We start from the raw sequence: 18732 nt of genomic DNA on the forward strand, positions 1-18732 counted from the left end.
TGGCCTGCCCTTCCAATCTAGGACTGCGGGGCACCTGCTTGGTGCGGTTCCCGTGAACCGGTGTAAAGATGATTCGGTGACCGACAACGACCGGCCCGACGAGCGTTTCACCCTCGCAAGCGAGCGGACGTTCCTCGCCTGGATGCGGAGTTCGCTCGCGCTCCTGGCCGGTGGCATCGCGATGATCCACCTGGTCCCCGAATTCAGCACCGGGTGGGTGCGGACGACCCTCGGCCTGATCCTGATCGGTCTCGCCGCGGCAGCCGCCCTCGTCGGCATGCGGCGGTGGTCGCAGGTCGAGAAGGCCCTGCGTGACGGCGCACCGATGCCGCCGCCCCACGAGTTGTGGCTGTTCGCGGTGACACTGACGGTGGTGGCACTGGGAGCGGCGCTCGCCAGCCTGGTGGCCGCGCTCTAACCTGCAGAAGAGGTTTGCATCTCGCGAACCGGACGTGAAGACGAAGGAGTACACGGTGGCCCACGAACTCAAGCTCGGTTACAAGGCGTCCGCGGAGCAGTTCGGTCCGCGGGAGTTGGTGGAGCTGGGTGTTCTGGCGGAGGCGCACGGTATGGATTCGGCGACGGTGTCGGATCATTTCCAGCCGTGGCGGCACGAGGGCGGTCATGCGCCGTTCTCGTTGGCGTGGATGACGGCGGTCGGGGAGCGCACGGAGCGGCTTCAGCTGGGGACGTCGGTGATGACGCCGACGTTCCGGTACAACCCGGCGGTGGTGGCGCAGGCGTTCGCGACGATGGGGTGTCTGTATCCGGGGCGGATCATGCTCGGGGTGGGTACCGGTGAGGCGCTCAACGAGATCGCGACGGGTTTTGCGGGGGAGTGGCCGGAGTTCAAGGAGCGGTTCGCGCGGCTGCGGGAGGCGGTCCGGTTGATGCGTGAGCTGTGGCTCGGTGATCGGGTCGATTTCGAGGGTGAGTACTTCACCACGAGGGGGGCGTCGATCTACGATGTGCCCGACGGTGGGATTCCGGTGTACATCGCGGCCGGTGGTCCGGTGGTGGCCCGGTACGCCGGTCGGAGCGGTGACGGGTTCATCTGCACGTCCGGTAAGGGCATGGAGTTGTACACGGAGAAGTTGGTGCCTGCGGTCGCGGAGGGGGCGGCGAAGGCCGGCCGTGATGTGGCGGAGATCGACAAGATGATCGAGATCAAGATTTCGTACGACACGGATCCGGAGTTGGCGCTGGAGAACACGCGGTTCTGGGCGCCGTTGTCGTTGACGCCGGAGCAGAAGCACTCGATCGACGATCCGATCGAGATGGAGAGGGCGGCGGATGCGTTGCCGATCGAGCAGGTGGCGAAGCGGTGGATCGTGGCGTCGGATCCGGATGAGGCGGTGGCGCAGATCCGCCCGTATCTCGATGCCGGGTTGAACCACCTCGTGTTCCATGCTCCCGGCCACGATCAGAAGCGGTTCCTGGAACTCTTCGAGCGGGACCTCGCGCCGCGGCTGCGGGGGTAGGCGGCTTCGCCGCCCGTGCGTGGTTGACGAGTGCAGGGACTCTTCAACCACGCACGGGCCCGAAGGGCCTCAGAGCATGTTCACGCGCTTGTAGAGGTGCCGGGAAGGACCGCCCAGCAGATCAGCGTCGTCCAGGAACCGCATGAGCGGCTGCGAACTCTCACGGATCTTGTCCGCCCGGAACCGGTTGTTCTTCGCCTCACGCAGCGCGCGTTCGGTGTCCAGTCCGGCCGCCGCGTAGACGGCGGGATTGATCATGCTGGAGACGATCAGATTCGACGCGATCGCGATGCAGGCGCGACTCGCCGCACGGTGCGCCTTGCTCATACCCTGGGCTCGTCGCAGTGTCTCCTCCCGGGCGAAGCGCATGTGCCGGGCTTCTTCGACCACGTGAATCTTGCTGGTGACGCGGACGATCGGCTGGACGCGTGTGTCCTTCATCCAGTCGCGCTGCATGACGTCGAGGATCTCCTCGGCGACGAGAATGCCGGCGTATGCGACCTCCCCCGAGGCGAGCGCCTTGAACCCGCGACCCAGCGTCACTACCGACTTGCGGGGAACGTAGGAGGGGCAACCGAACTTCTCGGCGGTGCGAGCGAACATCACCGAGTGCCTGCACTCGTCGGCTACCTCGGTCAGTGCGAACTGGAAATGGGCCTGCGACGCGTCCTTGGCGTACATGTCCCGGATGACCATCTGCTGGAGGATCATCTCGAACCAGATTCCGGTGCCCATGATCGAGGACACCTCGTGCTTCGTCAGCGTGATCTGCTGCTCGAACGTCATCTCGTCCCACATCGGCGTGCCGTACAGCGAGGACCACTCGGGCGTGAGGCCGTACAGGTCGTCGGGGACGGGCGCGTCCCAGTCGACCTCGACCGTCGGGTCGTACGACCTGCGGGCGGAGGACTGGAGGAGCCGGTCGCCGGTGTCCTGGCGATCCGTGATCTTCGGATTGCGGATAGCGAGCGTCGAGCGTGCCATGAAATCCTCCATGTCAGTGTGTCTAGCAGTTACACCTAATCATGTCGAAGAAAGTTCTTTACGTCAATGCCTCTGGTGTACAAAGGGTAGACAAATCACGGTAGTTCTTCGGACGTCAAGATCTCGGTGATGATCCCCACAACTCCGACACAAGGCTTGCTCAAAATTTGCCGATCGTCTGTAGTGAGTTCTCGGCAGCGGGCCCGGATGATCCCTTGCCCTGGCATCACCCTGCAGAAAGCGGAATGAACCCATGTCTGATCAGAAGAGTGCCGCCCAGCCCTACAGCCCCGACGTCGTCGTCGGCGCTCGCGTTTGGGTCCGCCGCGACTCCGACGCTCCCTCGCCCGGTGTCGTGATCGAAGATTTCGCGGACCTGTCCCAGTCGGAGGGACTCCTCGGACGTGATTGGGCGCCCGTGCACCGCTGGGCCGTCGCTCTCGACGACGGACGCCTCGTGTTCGCCGACGACGGCGAACTCGACCCCGACGCCGACGCACCGCAGGCGGCGCGCGGCTGATTCAGCCGAGTCCGTCGCTGACATCCTGAAGTTGCTCGACGGTGCCTGCGGCGATGGTTCGCACATGATCGGTGACGACGGAAATCGGCCAGTCCCACCACGCGATCCGGACCAGCGCGGCGATCTCGGATTCCGAGTAGCGGTCTTTGATGTGGACGGCCGGATTCCCGCCCACGACCGCATAGTCCGGCACGTCCCGCGTCACCACCGAACCGGTCGACACAATCGCGCCGTGCCCGATACGCACCCCGGGCATGATCGTCGCATTGCCTCCGATCCACACGTCGCTACCGACGACGGTGTCGCCGCGCGACGGTAGATCGGCGAGCAGATCGGAATGCTGGGCCCACGACCCTCCCATGATCGGAAACGGGAAGGTCGAGACCACGCTCATGCGATGATTCGCGCCGTTCATGATGAACGTCGTCCCGGTCGCGAATGCGCAGAACTTGCCGATGATCAGCCGCTCCGGCCCGTAATGGTGCAGGACATTGCGTGTTTCGAACTCCTCCGCGAACTCGGGGTCGTCGTAGTAGCTGTACTTCCCGACCTCGATCAGCGGGTTCTCGATCAGCGGTTTGAGCAGGACCACCCGAGGCTGACCCGAAACTGGGTGCAGGGTCATCGGATCCGGTGCGGCATTCGTGGGCAACTACTTCTCCATTCCTCAGCGCGGGGCGCGCGATCTCTTGTATAGCGCCGTACGGCGCTGGGCTGCACGCACTTTTGCGGCGTGCGGCTACCTCCATTGTTCACGAGCTGTTGCTAGAGTCGAACAAAGTTTCGAATGGCCTTGGGGGAGGTTGGTGGCGCCGGATCTGGAGGAGTTGCGTGTATTCACGGCGCGGCTGCGGAGGGTTTCCGTCGACGGTGACGCGGGGTTGGGGATCGAGTGGCTCGACGCGATCGAGGCGTTGAAATCGGTCGGGTGCGCGGCGCAGGCGGTGATCACCGACGGCGTCGTCACGTCTATCCGTGCAGATCGCAGGGCTGCTGGGGTGCCACGGGTGGAGTGGGACCGCGGCATCGCCTCGCAGATTGCGTTGGCGCGCAGAGAATCCCCGTACCGCGGGGGCCGGCATGTGGGGTTCGCGTAGGCGCTGGTGCACGAGATGCCGCACACCCTGGCGATGTTGCGGTCGGGCCGGTTGAACGAATGGCGAGCCACCCTGCTGGTGCGGGAGGCTGCATGTCGGTCGGCGACGGATCGGGCGATCGTGGACCGCCGGTTGTGCTCGGACCCGGCCACTCTCGACGGTGTCGGAGCGTCGGGTGACGACAGGGCCGGCGCCGGACTCGATGGCCTACCTGAGCGTGCTGATGCCGGTGGAGCAGGCGGTGTGTTTGCAGGCCACGCTGGGTCGGGATGCAGACAGTCTCATTGCGACCGGGAACAGCGGTGGCCGTACCCGCAATCAGCTGATGGTGGACTTGTTGTTCGACTGCGGCACCGGGCGGGCGGTGGCGTCGGGGGTTCCGGTGGCGGTGAATCTGGTGCTCTCGGACGAGACTCTGCTGGCGGGCGGGCACGAGGCCGCGCAGTTGCAGGGGTTCGGGCCGGTGCCGGCCGGGATCGCGCGGCAGCTGGTGGCCGACGCCGTCGACAGTGACACCGAGACAGCATTGCGGCGGGTGTACGCGTGCCCTCAGTCGGGGGCGTTGACGGCGACGGAATCACAATCCCGCACGTTCCCGAAGAGCCTGCGACAGCTGATGCGCCGATCCGGCATCACGACCACATCCGCTCACACCGAGAATCCGGTGCCACGACGGCGGACAACGGGTCCGGGCTCTGCGAGGCCTGCAACTATGCGAAGGAAGGCGACGGATGGTCCGCCCGCCCCGTACACAACCCCGCTCGCGGAGGACGCTGTTCGCGCTGCCCCACCGGACGTCGGGAAGTGTGATTCGGCCATAGGTCATCTGACCGCCCGGCGGGTGCGGTGTCAATCGACGGGCGGCGGTGGCCGGATACGCTATGGCCATGGCTGCGCCAGCGACACCCTCACCCGTGAATCCGCCCGCCCGTTCCCAGCCGTCGAGCGTCTACATCGCCTCACCGGAGGGGGACACCGGCAAGTCCACCATCGCGCTGGGTGTCCTGCAGATGCTCTGTGCGTCGGCGGCGAGGGTGGGCGTCTTCCGTCCCATCGCCCGATCGACGCAGGAAACCGACTACATCCTCGAGTTGCTCCTCGAACACACGACGGCCGACGTCGGCTACGAGGAGGCCCTCGGGGTCACGTACGAGCATGTCCACGCCGATCCCGACGGGGCGCTCAGCGAGATCGTCGCCCGGTATCACCAGGTGGCGGCGCAGTGCGACGCCGTCGTGGTGATCGGCAGCGATTACACCGACGTGGCGAGCCCGAGCGAACTCGGTTACAACGCGAGGATCGCCGCCAACCTGGGCGCACCGGTGCTGCTCGCAGTGAAGGGAGCGCGGCGCACCCCCGAGGAGGTCGCGCAACTCGCCCAGCTCGCGATCGGTGAACTGACTTCTCACCACGCCCATCCGCTCGCTGTGGTCGCGAACCGCTGCGACCCGGATGAGCTCGATGCGGTCACCGCCGCGTTGGCGTCCACCGGTGTGCCCGCGTGGAGCCTGCCCGAGATCCCGCTGCTGGTCGCGCCGACCATGGCCGAACTCCTCGAGGCGATCGACGGCAGCCTGTTCAGCGGCGACCCCGAGCTTCTCCACCGCGAGGCGCTGCGGGTGATGGTGGGCGGAATGACGGCGGAGCACATTCTCGAACGGTTGACCGAGGGCACGGTGGTGATCGCCCCTGCCGACCGTTCCGACGTGCTGCTGGCGATGGTGAATGCGCATGAAGCCGAAGGTTTCCCGTCGCTGGCGGGCATCATCATGAACGGCGGCCTGATGCCGCACCCGGCGATCGCGAAGCTGATGGCCGGCCTGAAGCCGCGGTTGCCGATCCTCACCACCGGACTGGGCACGTTCGACACGGCCAGTGCGGCCGCGCAGACCCGTGGCCGGGTGGCAGTCGGTTCGCAGCGCAAGATCGACACCGCCCTGAGCGTCATGGAACTGCGGGTGGACGCACCCACACTGCTGGAGCGCTTGAAGTTGCCGATCCCCTCGGTGGTGACTCCGCAGATGTTCGAATACCAGCTGATCGACCGTGCCCGCCGCGACCGCAAGCACATCGTGCTGCCGGAAGGCGACGACGACCGCATCCTCCGCGCGGCGGGGAGACTGTTGCAGCGGCAGGTGGCGGCGCTGACCATTCTCGGCGACGAGGTGCAGGTGCGGCGCCGCGCGGCGGAACTCGGCGTCGACCTCGGTGACGCACAGGTTCTCGACCCCCGGACGTCCGACCACGCCGGGCCGTTCGCCGAGGAGTACGCACGGCTCCGCGCCCACAAGGGCATGACCGTGGAGCGGGCCCGCGAGGTGATGGCCGACATCTCGTACTTCGGAACCATGATGGTGCACTTGGGAATCGCGGACGGCATGGTCTCCGGTGCCGCGCACACCACGGCGCACACCATCCGGCCGTCGTTCGAGATCATCAAGACGCAACCGGGGGTGTCCACGGTGTCGAGCGTGTTCCTGATGTGCCTGTCCGATCGGGTACTCGCGTACGGGGACTGCGCGGTGGTGCCCGACCCCACCGCCGAACAGTTGGCCGACATCGCGATCTCGTCGGCGCAGACGGCGGCTCAGTTCGGCATCGATCCGCGGATCGCGATGCTGTCGTACTCGACCGGCGACTCCGGGAGCGGCGCGGACGTCGACAAGGTGCGCTCCGCGACGAAACTCGTCCGCGAGCGTCGCCCGGACCTGTTGGTGGAGGGCCCCATCCAGTACGACGCCGCCATCGAGCAGAGTGTGGCCGACAAGAAGATGCCCGATTCGGCGGTGGCCGGGAAGGCGACGGTCTTCATTTTTCCCGACCTCAACACCGGGAACAACACGTACAAGGCCGTGCAGCGCAGTGCCGGCGCCATCGCCGTCGGTCCGGTGTTGCAGGGCCTCAACAAGCCCGTCAACGACCTGTCGCGAGGGGCGCTGGTCGAGGACATCGTGAACACCGTGGCCATCACCGCGATCCAGGCGCAGGGAGCAGAGCAGTGACCGAGGGGTCCGTACTGGTAGTCAATTCCGGTTCGTCGTCGATCAAGTTCCAGCTGATCCACCCGGACACCGGTAAGGCCTCGGCGTCCGGTCTCGTCGAGAGGATCGGGGAGCCCGAGGGGCGCATCGTCTATCACCACCGCACCGGATTGGCGGAGCGTCACGTTCACATCGCCGACCACCGGGCCGGGCTGAAGATGGTGTCGGACATCGTCGCCGAGGTGGGCCGACCGCTGAGGGAGGCGGGGATCGTCGCGGTCGGTCATCGCATCGTCCACGGCGGCGACGTGTTCTTCGAACCCACGATCATCGACGACGCGGTGGTGCAGTCCATTTCGGAACTCTCGAACCTTGCCCCACTGCACAATCCGGCGAATGTGATCGGGATCGAGGTGGCGCGGGAGGAGCTGCCGGACATCCCGCACGTCGCGGTGTTCGACACCGCGTTCTTCCACACCCTGCCCGCGGAGGCGTCGACGTATGCGATCGACCGGCAGGTCGCGAAGGAGCACTCCATCCGGCGGTACGGCTTCCACGGCACGTCGCACCAGTACGTGTCGGGGCGGGCGGCCGAGTTCCTCGACAGGGACCTGTCCGAGCTGAACCAGATCGTGTTGCACCTGGGGAACGGTGCCTCGGCGTCCGCGATCCGCGGGGGACGAGCCGTCGACACGAGCATGGGCCTGACCCCGCTCGAGGGGCTCGTCATGGGCACGCGGTCCGGGGACGTCGATCCCGGTGTCATCCTGCACCTGCACCGCAGCGGGATGGGTGTCGATCAGATCGACGACCTCCTGAACCGGCACTCCGGACTCAAAGGCCTGTCGGGGGTCAACGACTTCCGGGCGCTCCTGACGCTCGTCGGCGAGGGCGACGAGGCCGCGGCGTTGGCGTACGACGTGTACGTGCACCGACTTCGCAAGTACATCGGCGCCTACCTGGTGGAACTGGGCGGCGTCGACGTCATCACGTTCACCGGGGGAGTCGGCGAGAACAATGTCGACGTCCGCCGCGACAGCCTGGCCGGGCTGGGGCGCCTCGGCATCGTCGTCGACGACGACCGCAACCGCGCGGATTCCCGGGACGCACGACGTATCTCGGCGGACGAGTCCGACGTGGAGGTGCTGGTCGTGCCCACCAACGAGGAGTTCGCGATCGCCCGTGCTGCGGCGGACCTGATCGGGGCCTGAGCGTTACAGCAGGCTCTTGGGCCGGATGGCGTTGGCGAGATCCACCAGCGTGTACCGGTGAGTGCGCTCGGGGGCGTTGCGGGCCAGCGCCCGCAGGCCTGCCTCGGCGCCCTTGCGGAGGCCCCGTTCGGTGAACGGCACACCGAGGATCTGTTCGCGTTCCGTCGCCGACGTGTGACCGGCAAGCATCCAGTCCAGTGCGGTGCCCAAGACGAGCGTGCGCATCTGCAGTGCCCGGCTCTCCTCGGGTGCGAGCGCGGCGACACGGAGTGCGGCCTCCCGGAGGGCCGCTTCGTCGATCTCCTCGATCGGCTTGCCGGACAACAGCATCAGCACACTCGTCATCCGGGCCATGGTGAAGTGCCGGGAGGTCGCGGGAACCTGATCGAGGGCGGCGATGGCGCCGGGTAGGTCGCCGCGTTGGGTGAGTTGCCGCGCCAGCCCGAATGCCGCACTCACCATGCTGTGGTCGGTCCGCCACACCGTCCGGTAGTATTTCTCGGCGAACGTCCGCCACTGATGGGGATCGGAACTCTCCCAGTGCTGCAGAATCAGTTCGGCGGTGGCGGCCAGAGCAAGCTTGGGAGCCGTCTCCCCGGGCATCGCCTTCAGCACGGATTCGAAGCGGGAGAACGCCGTCTCGTATTCGCCGTCGATGAGCGTCGCGAGTCCGGCGTACCAGTCGACGCGCCAGTTCCCGCCCATATCGCCCTCCACGGCGCGGAGGAGTTCGGTGGCGGTGGCGGCATCACCGAGATCGAGGTGCGCCTTGATCTCGGCGAGTGTGAGTTCCCGGGAGAACGACACGTCCAGGTCGCCGACAACTCGTTCGATACCGTTCTCGCGCGCGTGCCGAATGGACTCCAGTGTCTGCTGCGGTTCGCTGTGCACCGCGGCGGCCAGGAGTGGGGCGTTGGGATCGGTCGGGTCGATCAGGGGCACCGCCAACGCCTGCGCCACGGAGTGCGGATCGAGATTCTCGTCCCGTTCGACGCCGTCGACGTACACGTCGGTCTGCTCGACGGCCTCGTTCGTGCCGAACGTCGTTCTCTGCTTGCTGAACACGGTCGACAGTCCGGGATGCTCCTCACCGGTCTGCTGCGCGAGCACTTCCCGCAGTACCGCCGTGAGCTGACCCGCCATCTCCTCGGCGGACGCGAAACGCCGGCTCGGATCGGGGTCGGTTGCGCGCAACAGGAGTCGGTGGAAGAACTCGTATTCCGCGAGGAGCGGCGCCTGCTCGGGGGACGGGATCCCGTCGAGGTACCGGCCCTTGTCGGACGGCATGTCGAGCGTCAGGACGGCGAGTGTGCGCCCCACCGTATAGATGTCGGACGCCACGGTCGGGCCCGTCTTGACGATCTCCGGCGCCTGAAACCCGGGCGTGCCGTACAGGTAGCCGTAGTCCTCGATGCCCGCGACGGCCCCGAGGTCGATCAATTTGAGGGCGTCCTCAGTGACCATCACGTTGTCCGGTTTGAGGTCGTTGTACACCAGGCCGGTGGAGTGCAGATACGCCAGTGCGGGAAGGATTTCGAGCACGTAGGCGATGGCCTGCTCGACCGGCATGCGCTCGGGCTTCTCGTGCGTCGACAGCACGTCCCGCAGCGAGTGACCGCCCACGTACTCCATGACGATGTACCCCATCGGGGTCCCGTCCGATCGGGGATGCTCCACGAAGTTGAAGATCTTCACGATGCTCGGGTGAGCCACCTCGGCGAGGAACTGGCGTTCGGCGACCGCCACGGCCTGAGCCTCGGCGTCGCCGAAGTGCAACAGGCCCTTGAGAACCACCCACCGGTCGCTGACGTTGCGATCGATGGCCAGGTAGATCCAGCCGAGGCCGCCGTGCGCGATGCAGCCCTGCACCTCGTACTGGCCGCCGATCAACTCGTTCGGGCCGAGAAGCGGCCGGAAGTCGTACGTGGCTCCGCACGAGGGGCACAGACCGAACTCGGAGCCCTCGGACGTGGCACTGGTGCGGCCGACCGGTTTGTTGCATTTCCAGCAGAAGCGCTTGCTCTCGGGGACTTTCGGGTCGGTCATCACGGCGGACGCCGGGTCGAGCGTCTTCACGACGGGAACCTCGACGAGACCGCCGCCGAGACGCAGGCGCTGCCCGGACCGGGTGCGCGGTGAGCGCGTCGAGCGGCCGGTGCCGGACGCGCCGGACGGCCGGGACGTCGGCGTCGCCTGGGTGGCCGGACCCTCGTCCCGTTCTTCCCGGACCGCGGCCTGCGTGGCCTCCTCCTCCGGCTCCCGGACGGCGGCCTGGGTGGCGATGTCCGGGTCGGTGGACTCCGGGTTCTTCGAATGTTGCGGCATGCGTCCCCTCAGTCCTGGTACACGGCGGACGGCGGGGCGGGGGACGGCCCCAGCATCGACAGCCAGTGGTCGTACATCCTGGTCCAGGTACCGTCGCGGCGGATCCGTTCGAGCGTGCCGTTGACGAACCGCACCAGGTCCTCGTTCGCCTTGGTGATGCCGACGCCGTACGGCTCGGCGCCCATGCTGTCTCCGACGATCTCGAGATACGGGTCCTGGGATGCCAGGCCGGCGAGGATGGTGTCGTCGGTGCTCACCGCATCGACCTGCCGTTGTTGCAGGACCACCAGGCAATCCGACCACATGGGGACCGTCAGGATGTCCGCGGTGGGCGCCACCTGCTGCAGCCGTGTCAGCGACGTCGTGCCGCGGACGACGCAGACCCGCTTCCCGTCCAGGTCGGCGGCGCTGCGGATCGGGGAGCCCTTCACGACGAGAACCCGCTGCTGTGCCTCGAAGTACTCGGAGGAGAACGCCACCCGTTCCTTCCGGTCGCAGGTGATGGTCATCGTCTTGGCCACGATGTCGACCATCGACTCCTGAAGTGCCTTCTCGCGATTCGCCGACGTGAGGATGCGGTACTCCAGCCGGTCGGGATCGCCGAACAGGTCCCGTGCGATCTCCCGGGCGATGTCGACGTCGAAGCCCTGGACGGCCCCGGTCGCCGGATCGCGGAAACTCATCAGATTGCTGCCCGTGTCGAGGCCGACGACCAGACGCCCACGCGCGCGGATGGCGTCGACCGTCGGCATCGGCGGTGCGGCGTCGGTGTCGGGGAACGGGCGCAGGCTCGCGGTGGGATCGCCGCAGTCCTTCTCCGGGGTCGGCGGCGCAGTGCTCGTCTCGGGCGCCGGCGTCGCGGCCGCGGGTAGCGGGGGCTCGGTGTACGACACGCTCGGCGATCCGACGTGCGCCGGACTCGACTCGGCGCACCCGCCGATCAGCAACGTGGCCGCCACCAGCACCAGCGCGATCCGGCGCCCCCTCACTGGTATTCCCGCAACCGAGGCCACAACCCGATGATAATTCCGCCGAACGCGATGAGCGTCAGGACGAGGGCACCGGAACCGAGCGCGGTCAGCACGCGGGCCGCGGATTCGACATGCGACCGCAGACGGTCGCGGGCGGTGCCGATTCCGTCGGTGAGCGCGTCGTCGACGGCGGTGAACTGCGCCGCGGAATCCGACGGTCCCGGTCCGATGGCGACCGTTGCCGCCGAGGCGAAGTCGCCCTCGGCGAGGATTTCGTTCATGCGGTCGTGCGCCGAGGACCAGAGCGTCCACGCCTCCTGCGCCCGCGCCACCTCGTCGTGGCCGACCGCGCGGTCGCCGTCGTGGGGGTAGCTCGACAGCAGGGTGTCGAGCTGACCGGACTTGTCCTCGAAGACGGCGTCGTAGTCGCCGTTCGAGTCGCGGCGGACCAGTTTGAGGGTCTCCTCGGTGCGGGCCTGCTGGGCGAGGATGCGGGCGGCGGTCAACTCGTGCATCGGGCGGGCGCCCTCGGTCAGTGCCCGCTTGGTGTCGACGGAGGAGACCAGACCGGCGACCAGCATCCACACCAGGAGGATCGCCGTGCACGACGACGCCACGATCAGCCCGAGATTGAACGTGCGCCGACTGAGTCTCGCGATGACTATCTGGGCGACGAGCAGCGCGACGAGTGCGACGAGGATCAGGATCAGCGCCAGCCAGGGTGGGCGAGAGTAGTCCCGTTGCGTGTCCGCGACGGCGGCTTCCTGCTGGGCGTGCAACTGCTGCGCCATCGGCAGCATGCTCGTCTGCATCAGCGTGGACGCCTCGCTGAGGTAGGCCGCGCCGACGGGATGGCCGGTGCGATTGTTGGCCCGTGCGGTCTCGACGAGACCGGCGTAGACGCTGAGGTCGCTGGAGATGGAGGCGAGCAGTCGGCGGCTGTCCACGTCGCTCGCCGCGAGACCGCCCGACGCGTACACGAGGTCGGCGGAGGCGGTGCCGATCGCCTGCGCGTAGGTGTCGCGGAGTTCGGGAGGTTCGAGACCGCCGGAGATGAACGCCGTCGTGGCCGCGGCGTCCGCCACGGACAGGGCGCTGTAGAGGTTCTGCGCCGAGAACGACAGCGGTTCGGTCTCCGCGAGGACACTGTCGAGGGTGGCTTCCCTGCTGTTCGCCGTCGAGGCGGCCACCAACCCGGCCGTGAGTGTGAGCAGAATCAGGAGGGCGCCGAGGGCGGTGAGCTTGGCGGGAGTCGATGCCAGGAACGCGCGCAGTTCCTTGCGGCGCGCCACCGCGGGGTCGACGTCGTCGTCCGCGGCGGCAGACAATGCGCGGCTGCCGTGGGGTTCGATCGACGGTGCCTCACGCAGAACCACCTCGCACCCCTCCCGTGTCATGGCCGCACCTTGTGGGGAGCATATAAGCAGCGGTCGGTTCACGACTGCCGACGGGCAGTTCCGGAAGAAACCGTTAGTGTGAGGGAACTGCAGGGAGACCCATCAGGTCGGACAGGGGTAGTCGATGCGTGGTGACGGTGACGGCTGGACAACCGGGCCGGACGGCAGTCGTCATTGGGGCAAGCACGGTGCGGCCGGGTTGTTGCTGCGTGCGCCGCTCCCGGACGAGACGCCGGCCGTGCTGCTACAGCACCGTGCGGCCTGGAGTCACCAGGGCGGCACGTGGGCGTTGCCCGGCGGTGCCCGGGACAGCCACGAGACCACCACCCACGCCGCGGTACGCGAAGCGCACGAGGAAGCCGGCATCGAGAGCGCGGCCATCCGCGTCCGCACCGAGGTCGTCACGATGAAGGCCGCGAGCGGCTGGAGTTACACCACGGTGATCGCCGACGCCGAGCGCCCGCTGCCCACCGTCGCGAACGGCGAGAGCACCGAACTGCGCTGGGTGCGGGAAACCGACGTGGACGGGCTGCCGCTGCACCCGGGATTCGAAGCGGGGTGGCCGCAGCTGCGCACCACGGAGGTGCGTTTGCTGCTCGACCGGCACGACGTACTGGGCGAACGCGGCGCGCTGGCGCAGTTGTCGAAGGCCCTGCCCCGCACGGTGCACCTGCCCGACGGCACCTACGGGTGGTTGCCGCGCGTCGAGGTGCTCGAAGCCCTGGACGCGGTCGGCCGCAGCGCCGAACCGGCCGGCCACGGCACCACCCTGGGAACGGTGACGGCCGTCGTCACCACCGACCCCGACCTGATCGAACAGTTGCCGGCCACCGTCGTCGTCCTGCCGCCCGCCACGGTGCTGGACTGGCTGGACCAGCCGTAACTACGCGTTCTGCTGCAACAGGGCGGACAGCGAGCGCGCGGCGGCCTGCGGGTCGCGGGCCTCGGTGATGGCCCGCACGACGACGATGCGGGAGGCCCCCGCGGCGAGGATCTCCGGAACGCGGGACTCGTCGATGCCGCCGATCGCGAACCACGGGCGGTTCGGCTCCGAGTCGGCGGTCGATCGCACCAGATCGATGCCCGACGCGGTCCGCCCCGGCTTGGTGGGGGTGGCCCACACCGGTCCGGTGCAGAAGTAGTCGACGCCGTCCTCGATCGCCGCGAGACTGGCCTGCGCGCGACTGTGGGTGGAGCGGCCGATCAGGACGTCGGAACCCACCACGGTCCGTGCGTACGGGACGGGCAGGTCGCCCTGGCCGAGGTGCAGCACGTCGGCCCCGGCCGCCAGCGCCATGTCGGCGCGGTCGTTGACCGCGAGCAGCGCTCCGTGCCGCCTGGCCGCGGCCGCGAGCACCGACAATGCCGCCAGTTCGTCCCGGGCGTCCATCGTGCCGAACTTCTTCTCTCCGGCCGAGCCCTTGTCGCGGAGCTGGATGATGTCGACGCCGCCGGACAGCGCGGCCTCGGCGAACTGCGCCAGGTCGCCCTTCTCGCGCCGAGCATCGGTGCACAGGTACAAACGTGCTGTTCCGAGGCGGCGCCGACGGTCCGTGAGGTTGCTGTGATGCGAGGTGGTCACGGCATGACGGTAGCCTCTACGGTGAAAGTGCAACACGGGAGTCCCGGGGAACGTGGGGCTGAGAGGGGCTCACGCCGAGCCCGACCGTCATACCTGACCCGGATCATGCCGGCGCAGGAAGTGAGGTGGAGTTCAATGGCGAGATCGGTATCCGTCGTCGGAGGCGGAGTGATCGGCCTGTCCATTGCGTGGCGAGCAGCCCGCAACGGCTGGTCGGTACGGCTGTACGACCCGTCGATCGGTTCGGGAGCGTCCTGGGTGGCGGGCGGCATGCTCGCCCCGTTGTCCGAGGGCTGGCCCGGCGAGGAGAGCGTCCTCGAACTGGGAAGCGCGTCGCTCGACCGGTGGCCCGAATTCGGGAAGGAACTCGAGGCCGGGGCCGGCGTCGAGCTGTTCACGTCGCAGAGTTCGCTCACCGTCGCGCTGGACGGCGCCGACGCGGAGGACCTGCGGACCATCGCCGAATGGGTGGGTGCCCAGGGGCGGGAACTGCAGATCCTGAGCCGTGCGGAAGTCCGCGCGCTCGAGCCGATGCTGGGGCGCGGAGTCAGGTTGGGACTCTTGGCCGTCGACGAACTGGCCGTGGACAACAGGCTGTTGTTGCAGGCGTTGCAACGGTGCGCGGTCGACGCCGGAGTGGAGCTGATCGGGGAGGCCGTGCACAGCCTCGACCGGCTGGGCACCGACCAGATCGTCGTCACCGCGGGCATCGCGTCGCCGGCCCTGTGGCCCGGGCTTCCGGTTCGCCCGGTGAAGGGCGAGATCCTGCGGTTGCGCTCGCGTCCCGGGGTGACCCCCGCGCCGGGCCGCACCATCCGCGGCAGTGTGCACGGCAGGCCCGCCTACCTGGTGCCGCGGGCCGACGGCATCGTCGTCGGTGCCACCCAGTACGAGTCGGGCAACGACACGCAGGTCACGGTGGCCGGCGTGCGAGACCTGATCGCCGATGCCGAAGCGCTGATGCCCGCCATCGGCGAGTACGAACTGCGCGAGACCTCGGCGGGTCTGCGTCCGATGACTCCGGACAACCTGCCGCTGATCGGCCGGGTGTCCGATCGGGTCGTGGTGGCGACGGGACACGGCCGTAACGGCATCCTGCTCACCCCGGTGACCGCCGACGCGACGGTGGCATTGTTGGAGGGCTCGGCACTGGTCGAGGCGAAAGCCGCCGACCCCGAACGTTTCGAGAAAGTAGCGAGGTAGAGATGAGTGAGCAGCAAGTAGTGGTGCCGATCGGCATCAGCGTCAACGGCGAGGACCACGAGTTCACGGAACCGTTGACCGTCACCGGGCTGCTGGAGGTGCTGAACCTGCCCACCAAGGGCATCGCGGTGGCAGTCAACGGCGCCGTGTTCCCGCGCGCCCGGTGGGACGAGCTCGTGGTCCGGGGCTGGGAGATCGAGATCCTCACGGCGGTGCAGGGTGGCTGACGCGACGCCCGGCGTGCAGAAGGGCCTCATGATCGCGGGCCGCACGTTCGGTTCACGGTTGATCATGGGCACCGGCGGCGCAGCCAACCTCACGGTGCTCGAAGAGGCGCTCGTCGCGTCCGGCACCGAGCTGACCACGGTCGCGATGCGCCGCGTCGACGCCGCAGGCGGCACCGGTGTGCTGGACCTGCTGCGCCGGCTCGACATCGCGCCGCTGCCCAACACCGCCGGGTGTCGCGGTGCGGCCGAGGCGGTGCTGACGGCGCAACTCGCCCGTGAGGCGCTCGAGACCGACTGGGTGAAGCTCGAAGTCATCGCCGACGAACGCACCCTGATGCCCGACGCCATCGAGTTGGTCAGCGCTGCAGAGCAACTGGTCGACGACGGTTTCGTCGTCCTGCCGTACACCACCGACGACCCGGTGCTGGCCCGCAGGCTCGAGGACGTCGGCTGCGTGGCCGTGATGCCGCTGGGTTCGCCGATCGGCACCGGGCTCGGTATCGCGAACCCGCACAACATCGAGATGATCGTGGACGGTGCAGGGGTCCCCGTCATCCTCGACGCCGGCATCGGGACCGCCAGCGACGCGACCCTCGCGATGGAACTCGGCTGCGACGCCGTACTGCTGGCCACTGCTGTGACCAGGGCGAAGGACCCGGCACTCATGGCGTCGGCGATGCGCGGGGCCGTGGTGGCGGGCTACGAGGCACGTCACGCAGGCCGCATTCCCAAGCGGTTCTGGGCTCAGGCGTCGTCGTAGTTCTCGGGGTCGCGTCGGGGTCTCGCTCAGGGTCCGACCGGTACCAGGGGACGAGTCGGGTGTAGACCTGCGGCCGATGCGCGACGGCCGCAGGTTCGGGCATCCTTCTCACCATGATTGAAGTGAGGGGACTTTCGAAGACCTTCGGTGCGACGAAGGCGGTGGACAACCTGACGTTCAACGTGAAGCCGGGTATGGTCACCGGCTTCCTCGGCCCGAACGGTGCAGGCAAATCGACGACCATGCGCATGATCCTCGGGCTGGACCGCCCCACGGCGGGCAGCGCGTTGATCGACGGCAAACCGTACAGCGACCTGGTGCAGCCGCTGCGGACGGTGGGGGCGCTGCTCGACGCGAAATGGGTGCACCCCAACCGCTCGGCCCGCGCCCACCTGCAGTGGATGGCGGCGTCCAACTCGTTGCCGAAGAGCCGGGTCGACGAGGTGCTGCACCTCGTCGGGCTCACCGAGGTGGCCGGGAAGAAGGCTGGCGGGTTCTCGCTGGGCATGTCCCAGCGACTGGGCCTGGCCGCCACGCTCCTCGGCGACCCGAAGGTGCTGCTGTTCGACGAGCCGGTGAACGGGCTCGACCCGGAGGGCATCGTCTGGATCCGGAAGTTCATGCAGCGCCTCGCGGCGGAGGGACGCACCGTGCTGGTGTCGAGTCACCTGCTGTCCGAGATGGCGCTCACCGCCGAACATCTGGTGGTCATCGGCCGGGGGCGGCTGATTGCCGACACCACGGTGTCCGAGTTCGTCAGCAAGTCGTCGGAATCGACGGTGCGCGTGCGGAGCCCACAGCTGGACGCGCTGCGTAGCGCGCTCACGTCCAACGGGCTCACCGTGCGTGAGGACGGATCCGACGGGCAGCAGGCGCTCGTCGTGGTGGATTCGTCGACGGACGTCGTCGGCGGGATCGCCGGTTCGCAGGGCATCGTCCTGCACGAGTTGGCATCTCAGCGCGGATCGCTGGAGGACGCCTTCATGAAGTTGACCGGAGACGACGTGCAGTACCACGCAGAGGGCGTCGAAGATGTGATGAGGGGTGCACTGTAATGGCTGTTCTCAATGCCGAACGGATCAAGATCACGTCGACGAGGTCGCCGTGGTGGTGCACGGTCGTCATCATCGTGCTGGGCCTCGGCCTCGCCGCGGTCATCGGGCTGAGCGCGAAGGCGAGCATCAACTCCTTCAACAACCAGATCGCCGACGGTAAGCAACCGGATTTCGATCCGTTCCTGCCGCAGATGTCGGACGCGGTCGGCGGGGTCTCCGGATTCGGCGTGCTGGTTCTGATGATCCTCGCGGCGCTCGCCGTGACCAGCGAATACCGGTTCGGCGTCATCCGCACCACGTTCCAGGCCATCCCGAACCGGGCGTCCGTCCTCATTGCGAAGGCAGGTCTGATCGGCGCGTTCGGCGCCGTGCTGACGTTCGTGCTCACGTTCGGCGCGTATGCCATCGCGAAGGCGACCGCGGGTGACGAGGCCGGAGCGGCGCTCACCTTGTCGGGTGACGACGCGTGGCGGTCGATCTACGGCGTCCCGATCTACGCGTTCCTGTGTGTGGTTCTCGCCGTCGGTGTCGGCACGCTGCTGCGTCAGTCGGCCGGTGCGATCGCCCTGCTCCTGCTGTGGCCGCTGCTGATCGAGAGCCTGTTCAACCTGTTCGGCTCGTTCGGCGAGAAGATCATGCCCTTCCTGCCGTTCCTCAACGCCAACAACTTCCTGGGGGCGCCGCAGGGGGTCGAATTCCACTGGGGCCCGTGGGGCAGCCTGGTGTACTTCGCGGTGTTCGTCTTCGTGATCTTCGGGGCCGGCCTGGTGGTCGTCAACAAGCGCGACGCCTGACACCCGATACAGTACTTTCGCCCCGCTCCTCCGCCAGGTGATCGTCGGGAGACCTGGCTGAGGGTGACGGTGGGGCGGGAGCCTGTGGGCCGGTGCGAAATCCATTCGCGCCGGCCCACCGGTGCTTCTGCGTTAGGCTCCCGA

General features: G+C 67.8%; 17 protein-coding genes, 1 pseudogene and 1 riboswitch. Of the genes and pseudogenes, 12 read left to right on the top strand and 6 right to left on the bottom strand.

From position 1 onward, the window contains the following. Positions 1-76: 76 nt before the first annotated feature. Both JVH1_RS26270 and fgd read left to right on the top strand, forming a co-directional pair. Positions 77-418 carry a YidH family protein gene (locus JVH1_RS26270; protein WP_005264833.1) on the top strand — a complete coding sequence of 114 codons (342 nt, stop codon included), beginning with the start codon at positions 77-79 and terminating at the stop codon, positions 416-418. A gap of 55 nt (positions 419-473) precedes the next feature. Continuing rightward, positions 474-1481, top strand: a complete 1008-nt coding sequence (fgd, locus tag JVH1_RS26275; RefSeq protein WP_009474869.1) for a glucose-6-phosphate dehydrogenase (coenzyme-F420) — start codon at positions 474-476, stop codon at positions 1479-1481. 69 nt (positions 1482-1550) lie between these two features. Here the strand turns inward: fgd and JVH1_RS26280 are convergent, their stop codons facing one another. After that, positions 1551-2465, bottom strand: a complete 915-nt coding sequence (locus JVH1_RS26280; protein ID WP_009474868.1) for a diiron oxygenase — start codon at positions 2463-2465, stop codon at positions 1551-1553. 253 nt (positions 2466-2718) lie between these two features. Here JVH1_RS26280 and JVH1_RS26285 point away from each other — a divergent pair, with 253 nt between their 5' ends. Continuing rightward, positions 2719-2985, top strand: coding sequence for a hypothetical protein (locus tag JVH1_RS26285; RefSeq protein ID WP_009474867.1), 267 nt, complete (start codon positions 2719-2721; stop codon positions 2983-2985). Between the two features lies 1 nt (position 2986). On the opposite strand, the gene JVH1_RS26290 is transcribed toward JVH1_RS26285, so the two are convergent. Further along, the gene (locus JVH1_RS26290) at positions 2987-3610 is read right to left on the bottom strand and encodes a CatB-related O-acetyltransferase (protein ID WP_063720687.1); all 624 of its coding nucleotides are present in this window, start codon (positions 3608-3610) and stop codon (positions 2987-2989) included. Between the two features lie 202 nt (positions 3611-3812). On the opposite strand from JVH1_RS26290, the pseudogene JVH1_RS26295 reads away from it, so the two are divergent. The 3 genes and pseudogenes from JVH1_RS26295 (at position 3813) to JVH1_RS26305 (ending at position 8274) form a co-directional block, all read left to right on the top strand. Beyond that, positions 3813-4892, top strand: a pseudogene (locus tag JVH1_RS26295) (HNH endonuclease). A 71-nt stretch (positions 4893-4963) separates the two neighbouring features. After that, positions 4964-7084, top strand: a complete 2121-nt coding sequence (gene pta, locus JVH1_RS26300; protein WP_009474863.1) for a phosphate acetyltransferase — start codon at positions 4964-4966, stop codon at positions 7082-7084. After that, positions 7081-8274 (top strand): acetate kinase, encoded by a 1194-nt coding sequence (locus tag JVH1_RS26305; protein ID WP_009474862.1) that lies wholly within the window; start codon positions 7081-7083, stop codon positions 8272-8274. Before pta ends, JVH1_RS26305 begins: the two co-directional genes overlap by 4 nt. Positions 8275-8277: 3 nt before the next feature. Here the strand turns inward: JVH1_RS26305 and JVH1_RS26310 are convergent, their stop codons facing one another. The 3 genes from JVH1_RS26310 to JVH1_RS26320 are packed head-to-tail and all read right to left on the bottom strand — an operon-like array spanning position 8278 to position 12967. Further along, entirely contained in the window at positions 8278-10599 is a 2322-nt protein-coding gene (locus JVH1_RS26310) for a serine/threonine-protein kinase (protein ID WP_009474861.1), read from the bottom strand. 8 nt (positions 10600-10607) lie between these two features. Continuing rightward, positions 10608-11588: a glutamate ABC transporter substrate-binding protein gene (locus JVH1_RS26315; protein WP_009474860.1), complete on the bottom strand. Its 981-nt coding sequence runs from the start codon at positions 11586-11588 to the stop codon at positions 10608-10610. Further along, on the bottom strand, positions 11585-12967 hold the full coding sequence (locus tag JVH1_RS26320; RefSeq protein ID WP_043778848.1) for a hypothetical protein: 1383 nt from the start codon (positions 12965-12967) through the stop codon (positions 11585-11587). The genes JVH1_RS26315 and JVH1_RS26320 overlap by 4 nt, the downstream gene beginning before the upstream one ends. Before the next feature lie 124 nt (positions 12968-13091). Here JVH1_RS26320 and JVH1_RS26325 point away from each other — a divergent pair, with 124 nt between their 5' ends. After that, the gene (locus JVH1_RS26325) at positions 13092-13850 is read left to right on the top strand and encodes an NUDIX hydrolase (RefSeq protein ID WP_009474857.1); all 759 of its coding nucleotides are present in this window, start codon (positions 13092-13094) and stop codon (positions 13848-13850) included. Here JVH1_RS26325 and thiE read toward each other — a convergent pair whose 3' ends face one another. Next, positions 13851-14549, bottom strand: a complete 699-nt coding sequence (gene thiE / locus JVH1_RS26330; protein WP_005264846.1) for a thiamine phosphate synthase — start codon at positions 14547-14549, stop codon at positions 13851-13853. 24 nt (positions 14550-14573) lie between these two features. After that, a riboswitch (TPP riboswitch) is annotated at positions 14574-14688 on the top strand. Between thiE and thiO the strand changes: the two genes are divergently transcribed. From thiO to JVH1_RS26355, 5 genes are all read left to right on the top strand, one after another. Next, positions 14685-15752, top strand: coding sequence for a glycine oxidase ThiO (thiO, locus tag JVH1_RS26335; protein WP_009474855.1), 1068 nt, complete (start codon positions 14685-14687; stop codon positions 15750-15752). It overlaps the preceding riboswitch by 4 nt. A 2-nt stretch (positions 15753-15754) precedes the next feature. Continuing rightward, positions 15755-15979, top strand: coding sequence for a sulfur carrier protein ThiS (gene thiS / locus JVH1_RS26340; protein WP_005251712.1), 225 nt, complete (start codon positions 15755-15757; stop codon positions 15977-15979). 28 nt (positions 15980-16007) lie between these two features. After that, positions 16008-16739 carry a thiazole synthase gene (locus JVH1_RS26345; RefSeq protein WP_051033671.1) on the top strand — a complete coding sequence of 244 codons (732 nt, stop codon included), beginning with the start codon at positions 16008-16010 and terminating at the stop codon, positions 16737-16739. Positions 16740-16852: 113 nt separating this feature from the next. Then, the gene (locus tag JVH1_RS26350; RefSeq protein ID WP_011594987.1) at positions 16853-17794 is read left to right on the top strand and encodes an ABC transporter ATP-binding protein; all 942 of its coding nucleotides are present in this window, start codon (positions 16853-16855) and stop codon (positions 17792-17794) included. Beyond that, the gene (locus tag JVH1_RS26355; protein WP_009474852.1) at positions 17794-18588 is read left to right on the top strand and encodes an ABC transporter permease; all 795 of its coding nucleotides are present in this window, start codon (positions 17794-17796) and stop codon (positions 18586-18588) included. The genes JVH1_RS26350 and JVH1_RS26355 overlap by 1 nt, the downstream gene beginning before the upstream one ends. Positions 18589-18732: the final 144 nt, after the last annotated feature.

Source organism: Rhodococcus sp. JVH1, assembly GCF_000280725.2.
Lineage (GTDB): Bacteria > Actinomycetota > Actinomycetes > Mycobacteriales > Mycobacteriaceae > Rhodococcus_F > Rhodococcus_F jostii_A.